Genomic DNA, 18,705 nt, shown 5'->3' with positions numbered 1-18,705 from the left:
GTCCCCGCCAGCGAAACTAGCGCTTCTGCTTGACGATTTTTTCCTGGTCGACTTCGGCTTCCGAGATAGCGTCATGCTCCTCGTGGCCGGCACCTACCAGGTAGTTGTCACCCTCGCCGAAGAAGCCCTTTTTGAAGTCCACAATCGCGGTCTTCAGTGCTTCAGCGGTGTCATCGTCCATAACGTTGGTCTGCGCCAGCGTGGTCAGGATGGAGGACTTGTGCTTCAGGTGCTCCAGGAACTCGGTCTCGAAGCGGTTGATGTCCTCCACCGGAACCTCGTCCAAGTGGCCGTTGGTACCTGCCCAGATGGAAACAACCTGGTTCTCGACCGGGAACGGCGAGTACTGGCCCTGCTTGAGCAGTTCCATCAGGCGTGCGCCACGGGTCAGCTGCTGGCGCGATGCGGCGTCGAGGTCCGAAGCGAACATTGCGAAAGCCTGCATATCGCGGTACTGAGCCAGTTCCAGCTTCAAAGTACCGGAGACCTTCTTCATGGACTTCACCTGTGCAGAACCACCAACGCGGGACACAGAAACACCCACGTCGACGGCCGGACGCTGGTTGGCGTTGAAGAGGTCCGACTGCAGGAAGATCTGGCCATCGGTAATGGAGATCACGTTGGTCGGGATGTAAGCCGAGACGTCGTTGGCCTTGGTTTCGATGAGCGGCAGGCCGGTCATCGAGCCTGCACCGAGCTCGTCGGAGAGCTTGGCACAACGCTCAAGCAGACGGGAGTGCAAGTAGAAGACGTCGCCCGGGTAGGCTTCGCGTCCCGGCGGGCGGCGCAGCAGCAGCGAAACGGCGCGGTAGGCCTCAGCCTGCTTGGAGAGGTCATCGAACACGATGAGAACGTGCTTGCCGCCGTACATCCAGTGCTGGCCAATTGCCGAACCGGCATAGGGTGCCAGGTACTTGAAGCCTGCGGGGTCAGACGCGGGGGAAGCCACGATGGTGGTGTACTCCAGTGCGCCGTTGTCCTCAAGGGTCTGACGGACGGCCGCGATGGTGGACGCCTTCTGGCCGATTGCCACGTAGATGCAGCGAACCTGCTTGTTCACATCGCCCGAAGCCCAGTTGGCCTTCTGGTTGATGATGGTGTCAATGGCGATAGCCGACTTACCGGTCTGGCGGTCACCAATGATCAGCTGGCGCTGGCCGCGGCCGATCGGAATCATGGCGTCGATCGCCTTGAGACCGGTCTGCATCGGCTCGTGGACCGACTTCCGCTGGGTGACGCCGGGTGCCTGGAGCTCCAGCGCACGGGTGGTCTCGGCCTTGATCTCGCCGAGGTCATCGATGGGCTGGCCCAGCGGGTCAACCACGCGGCCGAGGAAGGCGTCGCCAACCGGCACGGACAGAACCTGTCCGGTGCGGTGAACTTCCTGGCCTTCTTCGATTCCGGTGAAGTCACCGAGGACGATGACGCCGATCTCGCGGACGTCGAGGTTCTGGGCGAGGCCCAGGGTGCCGTCTTCGAAGCGAAGCAGCTCGTTCGCCATGACCGAGGGAAGGCCCTCAACACGGGCGATGCCGTCACCTGCGGTTGTTACACGGCCGACCTCTACGCGCTCAGCGTTTCCGGGTTCGTAGGACGCCGCGAACTCGTTCAACGCATTACGGACGTCGTCGGCGTTGATGGTCAATTCGGCCATCTGCAGTCCCTGCTCTCCTGTTTTCGTGATCATCGTTGCTCACGATGACCGGGGTTTCGTTTCGTTAAGTTGTGCTTGTCCGGCTAACCGGCCAGTTGGCGGTGGAGTTGGCCCAGCCGGGTGACTACCGAAGCGTCAAGCACTTCGTCACCCACCTGGACGCGGATTCCGCCGATCAGTTCAGGATCAACTGTGAGATTGACCTTGAGCTCGCGACCATACAGGGAGTTGAGCCCTGCCTGGAGGCGGGCAAACTGCGTCTCCGTCAAGGGACGCGTCACGCTGACCGTCGCAATCCAGCGCTGCTGCCGTTTTGCTGCCAGCTCGGCGAACCGGGCTACCAGGTTTGTCGGCTTGATGCCGCGCGGCGCAGACACTGCCTGGCCAATGAGGACTTTTGCTTCCTCGCTTGCGCCGGGAACCAACTTCTCAGCCAAGCTGATCTTCGCTGCGGCACTGGCCTGCGGCTCCGACAGAGCACGTTGTACCTCGTGGTTGGAGGCAACGGCCTGGTTGAAGGAGAACAGATCGTTCTCCAGTTCTTCCAGCCCGGAGACACCGGAGGCAGAAACGGCCGACTTGTTTTCAGCAACGGCGATTACCACCGTTGCGCCAAGCGTCTCGAGTGCATCGCCGATGTCTCGGGCCGATGCCCAGCGTGAACTGGCCAGTCCGCCCGCGACCTCCGCAGCGTCGGCGGAAACTTTCCCACCAACGAGCCGCTTGACCAGCGCCGACTTCTCGTCACCGCTGCGGGACGGGTCAGTCAGCGCACGGCGCAAACCAGCCGAGCTGTCCACCGTTCCCAGGATTCCGAAGAGTTCCTTAGCCAACTGCAGCGAGGCCAGCGGAAGCTTGGCTTCCAGCTTGGTCAGGGCTGTGGTCAGCGATTCGCTCGATACACCTGACATTACTTAGCTGCACCTGCGTTCTGGGTCTCCAGATCTGCCAGGAAGCGGTCAACAACGCGGGCGGAGCGCTCGTCATCGTTGAGCGCTTCGCCAACAATGCGGCCTGCCAGCGTGGTGGCCAGCGTGCCCACCTCGGAACGCAAGGACACAACTGCAGCCTGACGCTCCGATTCGATCTGCACGTGGGCCTGAGCCGTGATGCGGGCCGATTCGGCGGCTGCCTTTTCCTTCAGGTCAGCAAGGATCTGGGCGCCTTCTGCACGGGCTTCCTCGCGGATGCGGTTGGCTTCGGCGCGGGCGTCCGTGAGCTGCTGCTTGTACTCCTCGAGGGCGGCCGATGCTTCTGCCTGGGCCTTTTCAGCCTTGGCAATGCCGCCTTCGATTGCCTCTGCGCGCTCTGCAAACGTCTTCTCGAACATCGGGACAATGAACTTGACCACGATGAACATGAGGACAGCAAAGCCGACGAGGACAACGCCCATTTCCCAGACGTTGGGTACCAGTGGGTTAGTCTCGCCCTCTGTGGCGGCTGAGATGATCACCTGGTTCATAATTCACCCGTCCTTTTCTACTCGGTTCTGGATGTTCGCTAGGTTCTGAAGGGTTTACTTGAGAACGAAAGCGAAGACCAGGCCGAGGATGGCGAGGGCTTCGGTCAGCGCGAGGCCGAGGAACGCGATCGGCTGCAGGACGCGCTGGGCTTCCGGCTGACGTGCCACACCGTTGATGTAAGCAGCGAACACGAGACCCACACCGATACCACCGCCGATAGCGGAGAGGCCGTAGCCGATGAGGTTGAGGGAGCCGTTGATGGAGCCTTCCATTTTTCTTCCTTTCAAGATGCCACCTTTGTGGCAGGTTGTTTGGGTTGCTTCATCCCCGTGAGGGGAAGTTTGTGGGTGCCTAGTGGCTGTCCGCGTGCAGGGCGCCTTCAATGTAGATGGCTGCCAGCAGGGTGAAGACGTAGGCCTGGAGCGCCATGATCAGCGCTTCGAGCATGTACATGGCCAGGGAGCCGGCAAGTACCAGGACGGATGCGCCCTTCAGCAGCACGCTCTCCTGCATGACGAGGTATTCGATTCCGGAGCCGGCGATCATCACAATGAGGTGACCGGACAGCATCGTCGCGAACAGACGGAGGCTGTGGGTGACAGGACGGACCAGGAAGTTGGAGATGATCTCGATCGGGATGATGATCGGCAGAATGTACAGCGGGACTCCGCTGGGAACGGTGGCCAGCTTGAAGTACCGCAGGCCGTTCTTCTTGATGCCGATGCCGATCCAGGTAACGAAGACAATGCCTGCGAGAACATAGGCGCCGCCAACGTGGGAGAAGCTGGGAAGCTGGATCACGGGAATAGCGCCGTAAATGTTGTTTACCAGGATGAAGAAGAAAAGGCTGAACAACAGCGGCACATACTTCATAAAGTCTTTGCCGCCGATAATGTCCTTGGCAATGCCATTACGGACAAAGCCATAAGCCATTTCTCCAGCGAACTGGAGCTTACCGGGAACAAGCTGCTGCTTCCGCGCAGCTAGCAGAAAGAATGTGGCGATAATGACGACAGACATGATTACCAGCAGCATCTGCTTGGAGAATCCTTCTGCCGCCCCCCACGGCAGGATTGCCGGCAGGTGCATTTGTTCGATACCAGGAGGAGCGAAGTCCCCTGAATCCTGGGCCGGGAGCGCAAGCGCGATCAACGCGATTCCTCTCTGCAGTGTCCATCATTGGGCGTTGGTCGAGGATCAGCGGGTTGACGCTCCGCAGTTCCCCGTGTGAAATTATTTGGCATTAGTGTTTCCGTCCGCGGACGGGCCGCTGTCTGCGCCGCTCTTACCGGACATGTTTCTGGGACTGGTAAGGCCATGCATGTGGGAAAGATAGAATCCTCCGACAGCTCCAAGCAGAGCGCCTGCGAGCACGATCCAGCGGGTTCCCCACAGATTATCCAGACCCCACCCTATCAAACTCCAGACGATGATTCCGCCAATTATGTAGCTGAAGACGGCCATGCCGGCGTTGTATCCGCCGTCGCTGTTTTCCGCGGATACCCCCGGGGTGGAAGCAGGGGTCCTGGAGCTTCCGGCGTCCTCTCCGGGCGTGCGCTTGGACTCAGTCATCGTCAGCTTCCTTTACCGGGTCGTTGTAGATCTGCAGGCGTGCCTTGCTGAAGCCGTATAGTTCGGCGGCCTGCCACAGAACAACAGTGGCGACGGCGCCAATCAGGAACCAGCGGCCGTGCAGCCAGGCAGGAGCCCCGATCAGGAACAGGACAACCGCAAACCCGACCACTTTGACAAAGTAGGTGGCCACGAACATTCCGATGGCACCTGAGGGATTATTGCGTCCCACGAAATGGCCGACCAGCAGGCTGATCGCAAAGAACGCCATCACCAGGAGGCCGCCCAACGTACTGGACACGACGCCGTCGGGCCCGTTAAGCAGGAGGGCAGGAAGGCCGGCCAGAATGATCGCCGCCCCACCGGCAGCTGAGCTCAGTGCCAGGAGGCGGAGCCACAGGGATTGGGTGGGACCAGAGACACCAGCGGATCCGTTGCCGGACGATGGTCCGGGGTCGGCGTTGGAGGTCATGAGATCCCAATCGTCGGCGCCCTGGGGCTGGGTGGAGGGGCAGCTTTGGCTGCCCCTAAATTCTACACGAGATAGAAATGAATCCGAACACGCTACACAGCGGGCTCGTCGCTCCCCCGCCGCAGATACGGCCACGCCGTCACCAGGCCCATGACCAGCGTCGCGAAAAGGTCAACGGCGAGCACTGGCTGCCACGGGAACACGGCGAACGCCAGGCCGCCGAAGGAGACCACCGCGGTCCACAGGTACATCAGGATGACGGCGGTACGGTGCGAGTAGCCAATGTCCAGAAGCTTGTGGTGGAGGTGGCCGCGGTCCGCGGACCAGGGCGAGCGTCCTTTCGCCGTCCGACGGATGACGGCCAGCCCCAGGTCAAGCAACGGCAGGAAGAGCACGGCGAACGGCAGCAGGATGGGGATGACCGTGGAGATACCGTTGGCCCGGTCGTACAGTCCCGAAGTGATCTGGCCGGTGGAGACGATACCGGCCGCGGCGAACAGCAGCCCGATGAGCATGGCACCCGAATCGCCCATGAAGATCTTGGACGGGAACCAGTTGTGCGGCAGGAAGCCGATGCAACTGCCCACAAGGACTGCCGTGAGCAGTGTGGCGAGGTCCGAGTAGTCCAACAGCACGGCGTTGCGGTGCACCCAGTACGCCGTGAAGAAGAACGCGGTTCCGCCGATGATGGCCGCGCCGGCTGCCAGGCCGTCCAGGCCGTCGATGAAGTTGAAGGCGTTCATGGTCGTTACTATCAGCCCGGCGGTCAGCACGATACTCAAATGCTCGCTGTGGACAAAAATCGGCTCCGGCACCCACGGCACAATGGTCATCCGGACTCCCCAGATGGCCACCACCAGGGCCGCAGCGCTTTGGCCAATGAGTTTCACCCACCAACGGATATCCAGGAGGTCATCGGCGACACCCACCAGAACGATCAGTGTCGCACCGGCGAGGACGCCCCAGGGGGAGAAATTGTTCCGGTAGATGTCTTTAACGAAGAAGGACTGGCTGGCAAATATGAGTGCAACGAGCACGCCAAGGAAGATGGCCACACCGCCCAGCCGGGACACCGGCGTCGAGTGCATGTCGCGGCTGCGGATGGGCATATGGAGTTCGAGCCGGTTGCCCACGACGCGTGCCGCCCAGGTGGCCCCATAGGACACCACCGCCGCGGTGAGGCCCATCAGCAGGTACATGATCATGCGGTGGCGGCCGTTTCGTGTGTGTACGACGCGGCCGGGAGTGTTAACGCAGCGCCGGGCCGGGGCGTTAACCGCCGGTCCTGGATCAATGGGCTCACTTGCCGGGGATCTGTCGATCGATAAATGAAACTTCTCCGTCGCCGGGCGCGCAGCAGGCAGTACTAAGTGCCTTACAGGGCTGTATTACAGTGGACTCTAGTCAAGATACTAGCGCCAACGGCTCCATGGCTTCGCGCCACACGGCGCATCGCGAGCGGGGAAATCCCCTGAAGGCCGCCCTGAAAGGAACCCCCATGCCCGTCCGGGTCGCAGTTGCCGCCGTGACTTTCAACCGTCATAAAGAGCTGGCTGTCTTGCTGGATGCCATCAACTCCCAGTCCGCGGCGGTGGACACCATCTGCCTCGTGGACGGCGGCTCGGACCCTGCCCGTGAAGTAGCTGCACGCCACTCAAATGTGGACTATGTCCGCTCGGAAGCCAACCTTGGCGGGGCCGGCGGCTTCGCCCTGGCTGCCCTTAAAGCAGTGGCCAGCGGTGCCACCTGGATCTGGATGATGGATGACGATGCGGAGCCGGCAGATCCCGAGTGCCTGGCCACGCTGCTGCGGGAGGCCGAGGCGCGCGATCTCGAAGCGGTGGTCCCGCTGGTGGTGGCCCCCGGTGATCCGGACCGGCTGTCCTTTTTTTTCCGGCTGGACGGGAAAGTCACGCACAGCCGGGCCGACGTGGAAAAGGTAGGTTTCCTGGCGAACGACGGACACTTCTTTAATGGCGCGCTCATCCGGTCGGATGTCTTTTTCAAGGTTGGTCTCCCGGACATGCGTCTCTTCATCCGTGGCGACGAGGTGGACTTCACGATCAGGCTGCGAAAGGCAGGCATCAGGTTCGGCACGGTGACCACCACTGCGATCACGCACCCCCACGCCGTCTCCGAGACACAGCACGTCTTTGGTGCACGCTGGCATGTGATCGTCCCGGATTCGGCCTTTAAACGCTATTACTACTACCGCAACCGCGGCTATTTGATCCGTCGATACTTCCGGGTCAAGTCATTTGTGGCCGACGTCGGTGGCTACGCAGGCTATTTCGCGCAGCGCCGTGACTTTCGAGGCTTCCTGTCCTGGGCCAAGTCCTTCACGAAAGGGCTTCGCGGCAAGGGCTTCGGGCCGCTGGAGGACCAGAAGTTCTAGGACTGGCCCCGTAGGCGTCGCCGGGTGAGCAGCCAGAGGAGTACCCATGGCTCGCCGAAAACGCGGTAAGCCACCCGGCGCGGATGCAGCAGCAGGCGCCACGCCCACTCCAGCCCGAGCCGTCCCAGCCAGCGTGGTGACAGTTTTTGCACACCCGCCAACTGTTCGATGGCGCCGCCCACCGTGCAGTAGATAGCCGGCGGGAGTGAGTCGAGCCGGCGCTGGAGCACTGATTCCTGAAGCGGCATGCCCAGCCCGAGCAAGACCAGCTGGGGCTGCCGCTCCGCGAGCCAACCAACTGCAGCTGTTTCGACGTCGTCGTTCCAGCCTTCGCCGGGAAACCCTGTCACGGTGGCAGCCGGGACAATGCCCTGAAGCCGCTTGACCGCTTTGGCGTTGGCTTCCGCCCCGGCGCCTACCACGGCGATCCTTTCGAGGCCGGTCACCCGGCCCAGCGATGGCAGCCAGTCGGTGGAACCCAGACGGTACTCCATGAGGGGCCTGACGGCGTCGCCGATCCGGCCCCAAAGCCACAACACCGGCGCGCCATCCAGGAGCACCACGTCGCTGTTCTCATAAAGGGAACGGAACCCGGCATCGGAATGGGTCAGCGTGACGCTGTGCAGGTTATGTCCGACGACGGTGCGCCGGTTCCCGTCGTCGACAAACCCTGAGAGCACCTCAAGGAGGCCGTCCACCGTCAGCGGGGTGGCATCGACGCCCAGGATCGGAATGTGCTGCCGCGCCAGGCTCATCCTGCGTCCCGGGTGCCATCGGCCTGCGGGGTGTCCTCGGCCGCCTTCTCGCTCGTCATCACTGACTCGTCAGTAGCGTCTTCGGCAGGCACTGCGTCCCCAGTCTCAGGTGCCTCAGACTCGGCGGCCGGGCTCTCCCCCAGACCCAAGACGGCCGGGACATGTTCGCGAAGCTGGTCGAGGGAGACGGCGCCGTTGCGCACCACCCGCAGGACGGGGCCCGTGGCTTCCACGATGGTGGAAGGTACTGCCTCCGTTCCTTCCATGGGCCGGAAACCACCTTCGAGGTAGACCTCAACGGAATCGGCGAGCTGGGCGCGCGCTTCAGCAGCGGTCTGCGCCGGCGCCTGGCCGGTCCTGTTGGCGGAGGAAACAGCCAACGGGCCGGTCAGGGTGAGGAGTTCCAGGGCAACTTCATCGGCGGGCATACGGAGCGCCACAGTTCCCTGCGTCTCACCAAGGTCCCAGTCCAGCGACGGCTGGGCGTGCAGGATCAGCGTCAGGCCACCCGGCCAGAACGCCTCAGCCAGCTTGCGGGCATCCGCTGAAATGTCTGTGGCCAGCCCGTCCAGGGCGTTGATCCGCGGAATGAGGACGGGCGGGGGCATGGTGCGGCTGCGCCCCTTGGAGACCAACAGCATGGTGACGGCCTGCGGCGAGAAAGCGTCGGCCGCAATCCCGTAGACCGTATCGGTGGGCATGACAACGCACTTCTTTTCGCTGATGGCACGCTGCGCATGCTCCAGCCCCAAGGCGCGCTGGTCCTCTGACGTGCAGTTGTAGGTTGTGGTCACTGGCCTATTCTTTCATCAGTCGTGGCGCGGGCCGGCAAGCACGGCGCTGGTGGCGCGTTCCTTGCCGTTAAGGTCCAGGTGCGTGGTGATCTCCGCCCAGGCACCGGTGCGCTCCATCATGCGGGCAATCCAGGCAGCCTGGACTTCGGCGTGTTCCATCACAAAGTAGCCGCCGGGAACAAGCAGCCGGGCGGCCGAGGCGGCCGCCGCCGTCGGAAGTTCCATTCCGTCCGCTCCCCCGCCGTACAGGGCTTCGGGAGGATCGTGCAGGGCTACTTCGGGTTCATGGGGGATGGCTTCCGCGGGGATGTACGGCGGGTTGGAAACCACGACGTCGAAGGTTCCGTTGAGTTCCGGCAGCGCGTCCCGCAGGTCCCCCAGGGTGAGAGTGACACCCAGCGGCGCCAGGTTCCTGGCTGCCCAGGCGTGGGCGAACGGGCTGTATTCCACGGCGTGGACTTCAGCGCCGGGTACCTCGTGGGCGATGGCACCGGCGATGGCCCCGGATCCCGTGCCCAGATCCACAATCCGCGGGTGCGCCATGCCCTTGACATGGTCGATGACCAGTTGGACCACCGACTCCGTTTCGGGACGCGGGATAAAGACTCCCGGCCCGACGGCGAGTTCCAGGTACCTGAAGTGGGCCACCCCGGTGATGTGCTGCAGGGGGATGCGCCGTGCCCGCTCGGCGACGAGTTCTGCGTAGCCCTCAGGCGCAGGCGAGTCCCCCAGCATCATGGCCCGGAGCCGGCCGAGCCCAACGCCGAGCAGATGATCCGCGAGCAGCTCGGCGTCGACGCGGGGGCTCGGGACCCCGGCGTCCCGGAGGATCGCCGCGGCCTCGCTGACGGCAGCCGCCAGCGACTTTTCCGAGCTGGTTGTCATATCTGTGCAGTTCCCAACAACCGGTTAGTCGCCGATGGCGTCCAGGCGTGCCTGTTCGTCCATCTCGATGGCGGACTGGATGACCGGTTCCAGGTCGCCGTTCATGACCTGGTCCAGGTTGTATGCCTTGTAGCCGGTGCGGTGGTCCGCGATGCGGTTTTCCGGGTAGTTGTAGGTGCGGATGCGCTCCGAACGGTCCATAGTGCGGATCTGGGACTTCCGCTGGGCCGAGTTTTCGGCGTCGATGATCTCCTGCTGGTGCGCCAGGATGCGGGCGCGGAGCACGCGCATGCCGGCCTCGCGGTTCTGCAGCTGGGATTTCTCGTTCTGCATGGCCACCACAATGCCGGTGGGAAGGTGCGTGATACGGACAGCGGAGTCCGTGGTGTTCACGGACTGGCCACCCGGACCCGACGAACGGTAGACGTCGATCTTGAGGTCGTTCTGGTTGATGTCCAGCTCCTCGGGCTCGTCAACCTCGGGCAGCACCAGGACGCCTGCCGCGGAGGTGTGAATCCGGCCCTGCGATTCAGTGACGGGCACACGCTGGACGCGGTGGACGCCTCCCTCGAACTTGAGCCGGGCGTAAACACCCTCTGCGGGGTCGTTCGAGTTCCCCTTGACCGCCATCTGGACATCTTTGTAACCGCCCAGGTCAGACTCGGTGGCGGAAATAAGTTCGGTCTTCCAGCCACGGGATTCGGCGTACCGGGTGTACATCCGCAGAAGGTCACCGGCGAACAGGGCAGCTTCGTCGCCGCCTTCACCGCCTTTGACCTCAAGGATCACGTTGCGGGCGTCGTCAGGGTCGCGAGGAATGAGCAGCCGGCGAAGTTTCGCAGAGGCGTTCTCCAAGGCAGCCTCAAGTTCAGGCACCTCGGCAGCAAACTCAGGGTCCTCCCCCGCCATCTCCTTGGCGGCAGCCAGGTCATCCTGGATTGCTTCCCACTTGTGATACGCCTCAACAATGCCGTTCAGCTGGGCAGACCGCCGCCCCAGCTTCCGGGCCAGCCGCTGGTCAGCATAAACAGCAGGATCCCCCAGCTGCGCCTGGATAGCATCATGCTCATCAAGCAGGCCCTGTACGGACTCAAACATTTTCAAAACCTCTTTCGACTCTTACAAGTCTACTAATGCCACAAGTTTGGCGAGACGCGAGAAGGCGACTTAACGACGAAGCCGCACGGATTTTCCGCCCCGGGAGTGGCATCGGGCCTGCCGGAGCTGGGAGGCAAACGATCGAAGATCGTAAGCCTCCCAGCGTAGGGGCGGGGGCGGAAAATCCGTGCGGCGTCAGCGCGCGGGACCGCCATTACTAGCGGTGAGCTCAGCTACTTGTCGTTATCCGACTTCGCACCCAGCGTTGTCTTTTGCACCTGCATCAGGAACTCAACGTTGCTCTGGGTCTCCCGGATCTTGTTGGTCAGCAGCTCAAGGCTCTGCTGCGTTTCGAGTCCGGAGAGGACGCGGCGCAGCTTCCACATGATCTTGACTTCCTCGGGGGAAAGCAGGTTCTCTTCGCGGCGGGTACCGGACGCGTTGACGTCCACGGCCGGGAAGATGCGCTTGTCTGCCAGCTGGCGGGACAGGCGGAGCTCCATGTTGCCGGTGCCCTTGAACTCTTCGAAGATGACCTCGTCCATCTTGGAACCGGTCTCCACGAGGGCCGTCGCCAGGATGGTGAGCGAGCCGCCGTTTTCGATGTTTCGCGCTGCACCGAAGAAGCGCTTCGGCGGGTACAGCGCCGCGGAGTCGACACCACCGGACAGGATACGGCCGGAGGCCGGCGCTGCCAGGTTGTAGGCGCGGCCCAGGCGGGTCATGGAGTCGAGGAGAACCACAACGTCCATGCCCATTTCCACGAGGCGCTTGGCGCGTTCGATGGAGAGCTCGGCAACGGTGGTGTGGTCATCTGCGGGCCGGTCGAAGGTGGAGGCAATGACCTCGCCCTTGACCGTGCGCTGCATGTCCGTGACTTCTTCAGGACGTTCGTCAACGAGCACCATCATGAGGTGGACCTCAGGATTGTTGGTGGTGATGGCGTTGGCGATGGACTGCAGGATCAGCGTCTTGCCTGCCTTCGGCGGGGAGACGATCAGGCCGCGCTGGCCCTTGCCGATCGGGGCAACCAGGTCAATGACGCGGGGGCCGATCTTCTTGGGGTCCGTCTCGAGACGCAGGCGCTCGGACGGGTACAGCGGAACCAGCTTGGCGAATTCGACGCGGTCCTTGAGTTCTTCCGGCGTCTTTCCGTTCACGGAGGTGACACGGACCAGGGCGTTGAACTTCTGGCGGGCGGACTGCTGGCTGCGGTCCTCGCCGTCACGCGGTGCACGGATGGCGCCCACCACGGCGTCACCCTTGCGCAGGTTGTACTTCTTGACCTGGGCGAGGGAAACGTAAACGTCGTTCGGGCCCGGCAGGTAGCCGGATGTACGGATGAACGCGTAGTTCTCCAAGACGTCCAGGATGCCGGCTACGGGCAGCAGGACATCGTCCTCGGTCACCTCGACGTCGTCGACGTCCGGACCCTGGGCGCGTCCACGACGGCGGTCGTTGCGGTCGCGGAAACGATCGTTACGGGCGTTGTCCCGGTTGTCCTGGCCGCCGGAGCGGTCGTTGCGGTCGCGCCGGTTACGGCGGTTCCGGCGGCTGCCGCCGTCAGAATCGTCGTTGTCGCGGGAATTGTCGCGGCTGTCATCGCGGCGGGTGCCTTCACGCTGGCCGGCCTCGCGGCTGCCTGCATTGTCGCGGCCGCCATCTGCGTTGTCGCGGACGTTGTTGTCGCGGGCATTGGTGTCACGGCCAGCGCGGGTGCGGCCGCTTTCGCGACGGTCAGTGCGCAGGCCGTCCCCTGATTCAGCGCCCTGGGTTTCAGTGCGCTGGGTTTCGGTGCGCTGGGTTTCAGCACGGTCGGTCTGGCGCTGATCGTCGGCGGGCTTCTCGGCCGGCGCTTCGGTGACGTCGCCTGCGTGCTGAGCGGTTGCCTGTGCGGCTGCTTCACCGCGACGGCGGTTGCGGGTCCGCGGCTGGCGCCGTTCACCGGCAGCCTCAGCTGCCTCGCCGGACTCGGCCGGCGCGGCCACCGGAGCTTCGGCCGGCGCGGCCACCGGAGCTTCAGCGGCTGCAGCAGCGGGAGCTGCAACGACGCCGTCGCTGACGGCGCGGCGGCTGCGACCACGGCCACGGGCGCGGGTTGCATCAGCGGCCGGCGCTTCGGCTTCGCCGGCAGCCACGGGGGCTGCTGCTACCGGGGCCGCGGCAGCAACGTGGTTTTCAGTGGCTTTGTCAGCAACCTTGGCCGGAGCCTTGGTGGCCGAAGTGCCAGCACGGTGGGCGGAAATGGCCGTAACCAGGTCTCCCTTGCGCATGCGGGATCCGCCGGAGATCCCCAACTGGCTGGCAAGTGCCTGCAGCTGAGCGAGCTTCAGGCCGGCTAGCCCGCTGCTCTTGGCGGGTGCAGCCGGTCCGGCAGCAGAAGTTAGTGTGTCCACAGCTGGAGACAGCTCAGTGGTTTCGGTCACGAAGGATCCTTCCCCCTCGACGGCGTCCAGACTGGGAGCTGGACGCGATGATTTGATCTGGGCTGCAGTTCAGATCTGCAGCCGGGATTTTTCGGCCTTGCCGGTTGGATTTCGGCCAGCAGGGCCGGATACTGATTCACCTCACGCACCGATTAATGGCGGGGCGCCGGGCTGACGGTCCAGGGGCAGACAGGTGGAGGCTGCAGATTCCTGCGACAGACCAAGCAGGTGACACCGGAAAATATTGCGCAGTAGGAGATCAGGTACAACTGAAATGCAGTTGCGGATCAGATAGGCGGAATTACCGCCGGTGTAAGTCCACCTTAGCACCTTCAACGTCCACTGCCAGCTTCAGAACACGCCAGCCGATGCCTGGCGTGTTGGCCGCAGTGAAGGATTCGATCAGGGCGAGTATTTCCGCGGCTTCAGCTTCGCCGTTGGCGAGGACAAGCACGGTGGGCCCGGCACCGGAAACAACTGCTGCATGGCCTGCACTGCGCAATGCCCTGATGAGGGCGGCGCTGGGCCGCATGGCTTCTGCCCGGTAGCTCTGGTGGAGGTAGTCTTCGGTGCCGGCGAGCAGAAATTCCGGCTTGTGTGTCAGCGCATGGATGAGAAGGGCAGCCCGGCCGGAGTTCATCGCCGCGGCGTGGTGGCCTACGGATGCAGGCAGCAGCGCCCGGGCCGCTTCGGTGGACAGTTCAAAGTCCGGAACTGCCACGATGGGGATGACCGAGCCCACCACCGTGGCGCAGGTACTCCTGTACTGGTCACTGTCCTGCCATGACAGCGCCAGGCCGCCGAAAATCGCGGGCGCGACGTTGTCCGGGTGGCCCTCCATCTCGCTGGTGAGTTGCAGGATCCAGTCCCGCCCACGCTGCCCCGCAGCCGGCACCATGGCGTTGGCGGCGGACACTGCGGCCACCACCGCAGAGGCCGACGAGCCCAGGCCACGCCCATGGGGATTGACGTTCGTCGCCGTAATCCGGAGCCCGCCGTGCCGGTAGCCCAGACGTGCGAAAGCGGCCTCCATGGCCCGGACCACGAGGTGGGTGGCATCGCGCGGCAGGCTTTCCGCCCCCTCTCCGCTGAGCTCGAAGAGCAGCTCATCGGTTTCGAGGCTTTCCACCGTCAGGGTGTCATGCAGTGCCAGGGCAAGGCCCAGGCTGTCATATCCCGGACCGAGGTTGGCGCTGGTGGCGGGAACCCTGACGGTGACCCGTTGTCCCGCCTCGATCAGGGGCAGGACAACGGTGGTTGGCGCGGTGGTTTTCAAGGCTACTTTTCTTCCAGTCCCAGTTCAGCCGCAACGGTGACAACGTCGTTGGGGACCTTGACGGGCTGCACTTCGCTGCCATCCTCGGTCCGCAGGGCCCACTGGGGGTCTTTCAGGCCGTGGCCCGTAACGGTAATGACGATCGTCTTGCCGGCAGGAACTTGCCCGGCGGCGTGCTTCTTGAGCAGGCCCGCCACTCCGGCCGCGGAGCCAGGCTCCACAAAAACGCCTTCGCGGGCGGACAGCCAGCGGTGGGCCTCCAGGATCTGCTCGTCAGTCACGGCGTCGATGAAGCCGCCGGACTCGTCGCGGGCCGCGATGGCGCCGTCCCATGAGGCCGGGTTGCCAATCCGGATGGCGGTGGCGATGGTGTCCGGTTCCGTAATGGGGTGACCGGCCACGAACGGGGCAGCACCGGCGGCCTGGAAGCCCCACATCTGCGGCGTTTTCGTGGACACGGGCGCAAGGGTGCCCGCCGTTGCGGACTCGAACGGTTCAGAGTACTCCTTGTACCCCTTCCAGTACGCCGTGATGTTGCCGGCGTTTCCGACGGGCAGGACGTGGATGTCCGGCGCGTCACCGAGAGCGTCAACAATCTCGAACGCGCCCGTCTTCTGGCCCTGGATCCGGGCAGGATTCACGGAGTTGACCAGGAATACCGGGTAGGACTCTCCCAGCTTCCGGGCGATATCCAGGCAGTTATCGAAGTTGCCGTCCACCTGCAGCAGGGTGGCGCCGTGCGCGATGGCCTGGCTCAGCTTTCCCATGGAAATCTTGCCTTCGGGCACCAGCACGGCGCACGTCAGCCCGGCAGCGGTGGCGTAGGCGGCGGCGGAGGCCGACGTGTTGCCGGTGGAGGCGCACACAACGGCCTTCGCACCGGATTCCACGGCAGCGGTCATGGCCATGGTCATGCCGCGGTCCTTGAACGAGCCGGTGGGGTTCATCCCCTCCACCTTCAGGTACACGGTGGAGCCGGTCAGTTCAGACAGCTTCTGCGCGTGGACCAGCGGGGTGCCGCCTTCACCCAGGGTGATGACCCGGGTGGATTCCGTCACGGGCAGACGGTCAGCGTATTCGCGGATAACGCCGCGCCATTGGTGAGCCACTTAGACTCCTTCTACCCGCAGAACGGATGTAACTGAATTGATGACGTCCAGGCCCTTGACGGCCTCGACGGTGGCCGCGAGGGCGGCCTCTGATGCTCGGTGTGTGACGATCCGCAGTTCGGCAGATTGCGTGTTGGATTCGGCGTCGGTATGGATGGTCTGCCGCATGGTTTCGATGGATACACCGTGTTCGGCGAAGAGCTGGGCGATGCGTGCCAGGACGCCGGGCTGGTCCGCGACGTCCAGGCCGATGTAGTAGCTGGTGGTGGCCGCGTCGATGGGAAGTGCCGGAATGTGCCCGGTGGTGGTTTCGGTGCGCTGGGGTCCGCCCAGCACCAGGCGGCGGGCCGCGGAGACAAGGTCGCCAAGCACGGCCGACGCCGTCGGGGTGCCGCCGGCGCCCTGGCCGTAAAACATCAGTTCACCGGCGTTTTCAGCCTCGATGAACACCGCGTTGAAGGCGCCCCGGACAGCCGCCAGCGGGTGCTCCCGCGGCAGCAGCGTGGGGTGCACGCGCACCGAAACGCCTTCGCCGCCGTCGGGATCAGTCAGCTTTTCTGCAATCGCCAGCAGCTTGATGACAAAACCGGCGTCCTTGGCCGCTGCAATGTCATCAGCTGTGACGGAGGTGATGCCTTCGCAGTGGACGTTTTCCAGCGCGAACCGGGTGTGGAAGGACAGCGTGGCAAGGATCGCAGCCTTCGCGGCGGCGTCGTGGCCTTCGATGTCGGCGGTGGGGTCCGCTTCCGCGTAGCCGAGGCGCTGGGCCTCAGCGAGGGCATCGGCGAACTGTGCGCCGGTGGAATCCATCTGATCCAGGATGAAGTTGGTGGTGCCGTTGACGATGCCCAGCACCCGGGTGATCCGGTCGCCGGAAAGGCTGTCCCTGATGGGCCGCAGGATGGGGATGGCTCCGGCCACGGCTGCCTCATAGGACAGCTGGACGCCGGCCTTGTCAGCCTCTTCGTAGAGCGTGGGTCCGTCCTGGGCGAGCAGTGCCTTGTTGCCAGTAACGACGCAGGCGCCGTTGCTCAGCGCGGAGAGGATCAGCGTGCGGGCCGGCTCAATGCCGCCCATGAGTTCTATTACTAGGTCGGCGTCCTTGACCAGGGTTTCGGCGTCGGTGGTGAACAGTTCCTGCGGAAGCTCCACGTCGCGCTTGGCGTTCACGTTTCGCACCGCGATGCCGCTGAGCTGCAGTCGCGCTCCCGTGCGGGCGGCCAGGGTGTCGGCGTCCTCAATGAGAATCCGCGCAACCTGGGCCCCAACGTTGCCACAGCCCAGCAGGGCCACCTTCAGGGTTCGCATTTCAGTCATTCAGACTCCCATGTCGCGGTTGAGCAGATCTTCTTCGGTTTCCCCGCGGACAATCAGCCGGGCAGATCCGTCGCGCACCGCGACAACGCCCGGCCTCGCCAGATAGTTGTAGTTGCTTGACAAGGCCCAGCAGTAGGCGCCGGTCCCCGGTACAGCAAGCAGATCACCGGCTGCCACGTCCTCGGGCAGATATACATCTCTAACAACTATGTCGCCGCTCTCGCAATGTTTGCCCACCACTCGGGACAGTTCCGGTGCCGCAGCTGAGGTGCGCGAAGCCAGAATGGCCGAATAATCCGCGTCGTAGAGCACCGGGCGGGCGTTATCGCTCATGCCGCCATCAACTGACACATAGCGGCGCGGATACGTAACGTTTTCCGCCCCGGTTCCGGCTGTTTCCGCTGCTCCGGCGGCGGCAGCGTCCACCCGCACCGTCTTGAGGGTGCCCACCTCGTACAGCGTGAAGGTGGTGCTGCCCACGATCGCGCGGCCCGGTTCGATGGAAATCCGGGGTGACGTGATGCCAAGGTCCGCGCAGGTGGAACGCACGACGGCGGCCATGGCCTGTGCGATCTCGGCAGCGGGGCGGGGGGTATCGACGGGGGTGTAGGCAATCCCGTAGCCGCCGCCCAGGTCCAGTTCGGGCATCACGATGGAGTATTTTTCCTGCATGGCGGCAAGGAAGCGGAGGAGCTTTTCGGCAGCCACGGCAAAGCCCTCAGGCTCAAAGATCTGGGAACCGATGTGGCAGTGCAGCCCCAGCAGGTCGATGCCGGGATAGCTCGATGCCGCTGCCACTGCCTCTTCCGCTGCTGACAGACCAGCCTGCTCGGTGGTGTCCTCCGCCATGGAGAGGCCGAACTTCTGGTCCTCGTGGGCGGTGGCGATGAACTCGTGGGTGTGGGCATGCACGCCGGGAGTGAGCCGCAGCATGACCTTGGCCTGCTCGCCGCGGCCTTCTGCGATCTTCGCGACGCGCTGGAGTTCGTCGAGGCTGTCCACCACGATCCGGCCCAGTTTCATGTCCAGGGCGCGGTGGATTTCGGCGTCGGACTTGTTGTTTCCGTGCAAGGCCACATCCGCGCCGGGGATGCCGGCCCGGGCAGCGACTGCCAGTTCCCCGCCGGAGGCCGTGTCCAGCCGCAGGCCTTCCTCCTCAACCCACCGCACCACGGAAGTGCAGAGGAACGACTTCCCTGCGTAATAGACGTCCACTCCCCCGCAGATGTCAGCGAACGCATTGTTGAACGCGTCACTGAAGGCGCGGGCGCGCGCCCGGAAATCATTCTCGCTCATGACAAATAGCGGTGTTCCGTACTGCCTTTGCAGCTCGCTGACCGGGATGCCGTCAATGGCGAGTTCGCCGTCGTCGTTCCGGTCAACGCCCTGGGCCCACAGCGGCTGGTGCAAGGCATTCAGATCGGCCGGAACGGCAAGCCAGTCAGGGGCCAGCGGGGATGCGGCGCGGTTACTGGTGTTGGGCACTGCC

The 18,705-nt window shown here is 63.9% G+C and carries 18 protein-coding genes; 1 reads left to right on the top strand and 17 read right to left on the bottom strand.

Annotated elements, in window-relative coordinates; genetic code table 11:
* Positions 1–16: 16 nt before the first annotated feature.
* From atpA to AB4Y73_RS05115, 8 genes are all read right to left on the bottom strand, one after another.
* The gene (gene atpA / locus AB4Y73_RS05150) at positions 17–1,654 is read right to left on the bottom strand and encodes a F0F1 ATP synthase subunit alpha (RefSeq protein ID WP_441869797.1); all 1,638 of its coding nucleotides are present in this window, start codon (positions 1,652–1,654) and stop codon (positions 17–19) included.
* Between the two features lie 83 nt (positions 1,655–1,737).
* A complete protein-coding gene (locus AB4Y73_RS05145; RefSeq protein ID WP_441869408.1) occupies positions 1,738–2,565 on the bottom strand; it encodes a F0F1 ATP synthase subunit delta in 828 nt (275 codons plus the stop codon).
* The gene (locus AB4Y73_RS05140; RefSeq protein ID WP_441869405.1) at positions 2,565–3,116 is read right to left on the bottom strand and encodes a F0F1 ATP synthase subunit B; all 552 of its coding nucleotides are present in this window, start codon (positions 3,114–3,116) and stop codon (positions 2,565–2,567) included. Before AB4Y73_RS05140 ends, AB4Y73_RS05145 begins: the two co-directional genes overlap by 1 nt.
* A 54-nt stretch (positions 3,117–3,170) precedes the next feature.
* Positions 3,171–3,389: an ATP synthase F0 subunit C gene (gene atpE, locus AB4Y73_RS05135; protein WP_003804776.1), complete on the bottom strand. Its 219-nt coding sequence runs from the start codon at positions 3,387–3,389 to the stop codon at positions 3,171–3,173.
* A 79-nt stretch (positions 3,390–3,468) separates the two neighbouring features.
* On the bottom strand, positions 3,469–4,269 hold the full coding sequence (atpB, locus tag AB4Y73_RS05130; RefSeq protein WP_441869402.1) for a F0F1 ATP synthase subunit A: 801 nt from the start codon (positions 4,267–4,269) through the stop codon (positions 3,469–3,471).
* 81 nt (positions 4,270–4,350) lie between these two features.
* Positions 4,351–4,689 carry an AtpZ/AtpI family protein gene (locus tag AB4Y73_RS05125; protein ID WP_441869399.1) on the bottom strand — a complete coding sequence of 113 codons (339 nt, stop codon included), beginning with the start codon at positions 4,687–4,689 and terminating at the stop codon, positions 4,351–4,353.
* On the bottom strand, positions 4,682–5,161 hold the full coding sequence (locus tag AB4Y73_RS05120) for a hypothetical protein (protein WP_441869396.1): 480 nt from the start codon (positions 5,159–5,161) through the stop codon (positions 4,682–4,684). Before AB4Y73_RS05120 ends, AB4Y73_RS05125 begins: the two co-directional genes overlap by 8 nt.
* Positions 5,162–5,253: 92 nt before the next feature.
* Positions 5,254–6,366, bottom strand: a complete 1,113-nt coding sequence (locus tag AB4Y73_RS05115; RefSeq protein WP_441869393.1) for an MraY family glycosyltransferase — start codon at positions 6,364–6,366, stop codon at positions 5,254–5,256.
* A 293-nt stretch (positions 6,367–6,659) separates the two neighbouring features.
* On the opposite strand from AB4Y73_RS05115, the gene AB4Y73_RS05110 reads away from it, so the two are divergent.
* Entirely contained in the window at positions 6,660–7,556 is an 897-nt protein-coding gene (locus tag AB4Y73_RS05110) for a glycosyltransferase (protein WP_441869390.1), read from the top strand.
* Here AB4Y73_RS05110 and AB4Y73_RS05105 read toward each other — a convergent pair.
* From AB4Y73_RS05105 to lysA, 9 genes are all read right to left on the bottom strand, one after another.
* Entirely contained in the window at positions 7,553–8,311 is a 759-nt protein-coding gene (locus AB4Y73_RS05105) for a WecB/TagA/CpsF family glycosyltransferase (protein WP_441869387.1), read from the bottom strand. The genes AB4Y73_RS05110 and AB4Y73_RS05105 overlap by 4 nt on opposite strands.
* Positions 8,308–9,105, bottom strand: a complete 798-nt coding sequence (locus AB4Y73_RS05100; protein ID WP_441869384.1) for an L-threonylcarbamoyladenylate synthase — start codon at positions 9,103–9,105, stop codon at positions 8,308–8,310. The genes AB4Y73_RS05105 and AB4Y73_RS05100 overlap by 4 nt, the downstream gene beginning before the upstream one ends.
* A gap of 15 nt (positions 9,106–9,120) precedes the next feature.
* Positions 9,121–9,990 (bottom strand): peptide chain release factor N(5)-glutamine methyltransferase, encoded by an 870-nt coding sequence (gene prmC / locus AB4Y73_RS05095; protein ID WP_441869381.1) that lies wholly within the window; start codon positions 9,988–9,990, stop codon positions 9,121–9,123.
* A gap of 24 nt (positions 9,991–10,014) precedes the next feature.
* Positions 10,015–11,088, bottom strand: coding sequence for a peptide chain release factor 1 (gene prfA, locus AB4Y73_RS05090; RefSeq protein ID WP_441869378.1), 1,074 nt, complete (start codon positions 11,086–11,088; stop codon positions 10,015–10,017).
* Between the two features lie 233 nt (positions 11,089–11,321).
* Entirely contained in the window at positions 11,322–13,514 is a 2,193-nt protein-coding gene (gene rho, locus AB4Y73_RS05085; RefSeq protein ID WP_441869375.1) for a transcription termination factor Rho, read from the bottom strand.
* A 301-nt stretch (positions 13,515–13,815) separates the two neighbouring features.
* Positions 13,816–14,790: a homoserine kinase gene (thrB, locus tag AB4Y73_RS05080; protein WP_441869372.1), complete on the bottom strand. Its 975-nt coding sequence runs from the start codon at positions 14,788–14,790 to the stop codon at positions 13,816–13,818.
* A 2-nt stretch (positions 14,791–14,792) separates the two neighbouring features.
* Positions 14,793–15,899 (bottom strand): threonine synthase, encoded by a 1,107-nt coding sequence (thrC, locus tag AB4Y73_RS05075; RefSeq protein ID WP_441869369.1) that lies wholly within the window; start codon positions 15,897–15,899, stop codon positions 14,793–14,795.
* Positions 15,900–17,216, bottom strand: coding sequence for a homoserine dehydrogenase (locus tag AB4Y73_RS05070; RefSeq protein WP_441869367.1), 1,317 nt, complete (start codon positions 17,214–17,216; stop codon positions 15,900–15,902).
* Positions 17,217–18,701, bottom strand: coding sequence for a diaminopimelate decarboxylase (lysA, locus tag AB4Y73_RS05065; protein WP_441869364.1), 1,485 nt, complete (start codon positions 18,699–18,701; stop codon positions 17,217–17,219).
* Between the last annotated feature and the right edge of the window lie 4 nt (positions 18,702–18,705).

The organism is Pseudarthrobacter sp. TAF60_1 (assembly GCF_052113505.1).
GTDB lineage: Bacteria > Actinomycetota > Actinomycetes > Actinomycetales > Micrococcaceae > Arthrobacter.
Note: the sequence above shows the minus strand (reverse complement) of the source record. Positions and strands in the feature narration are given on the sequence as shown.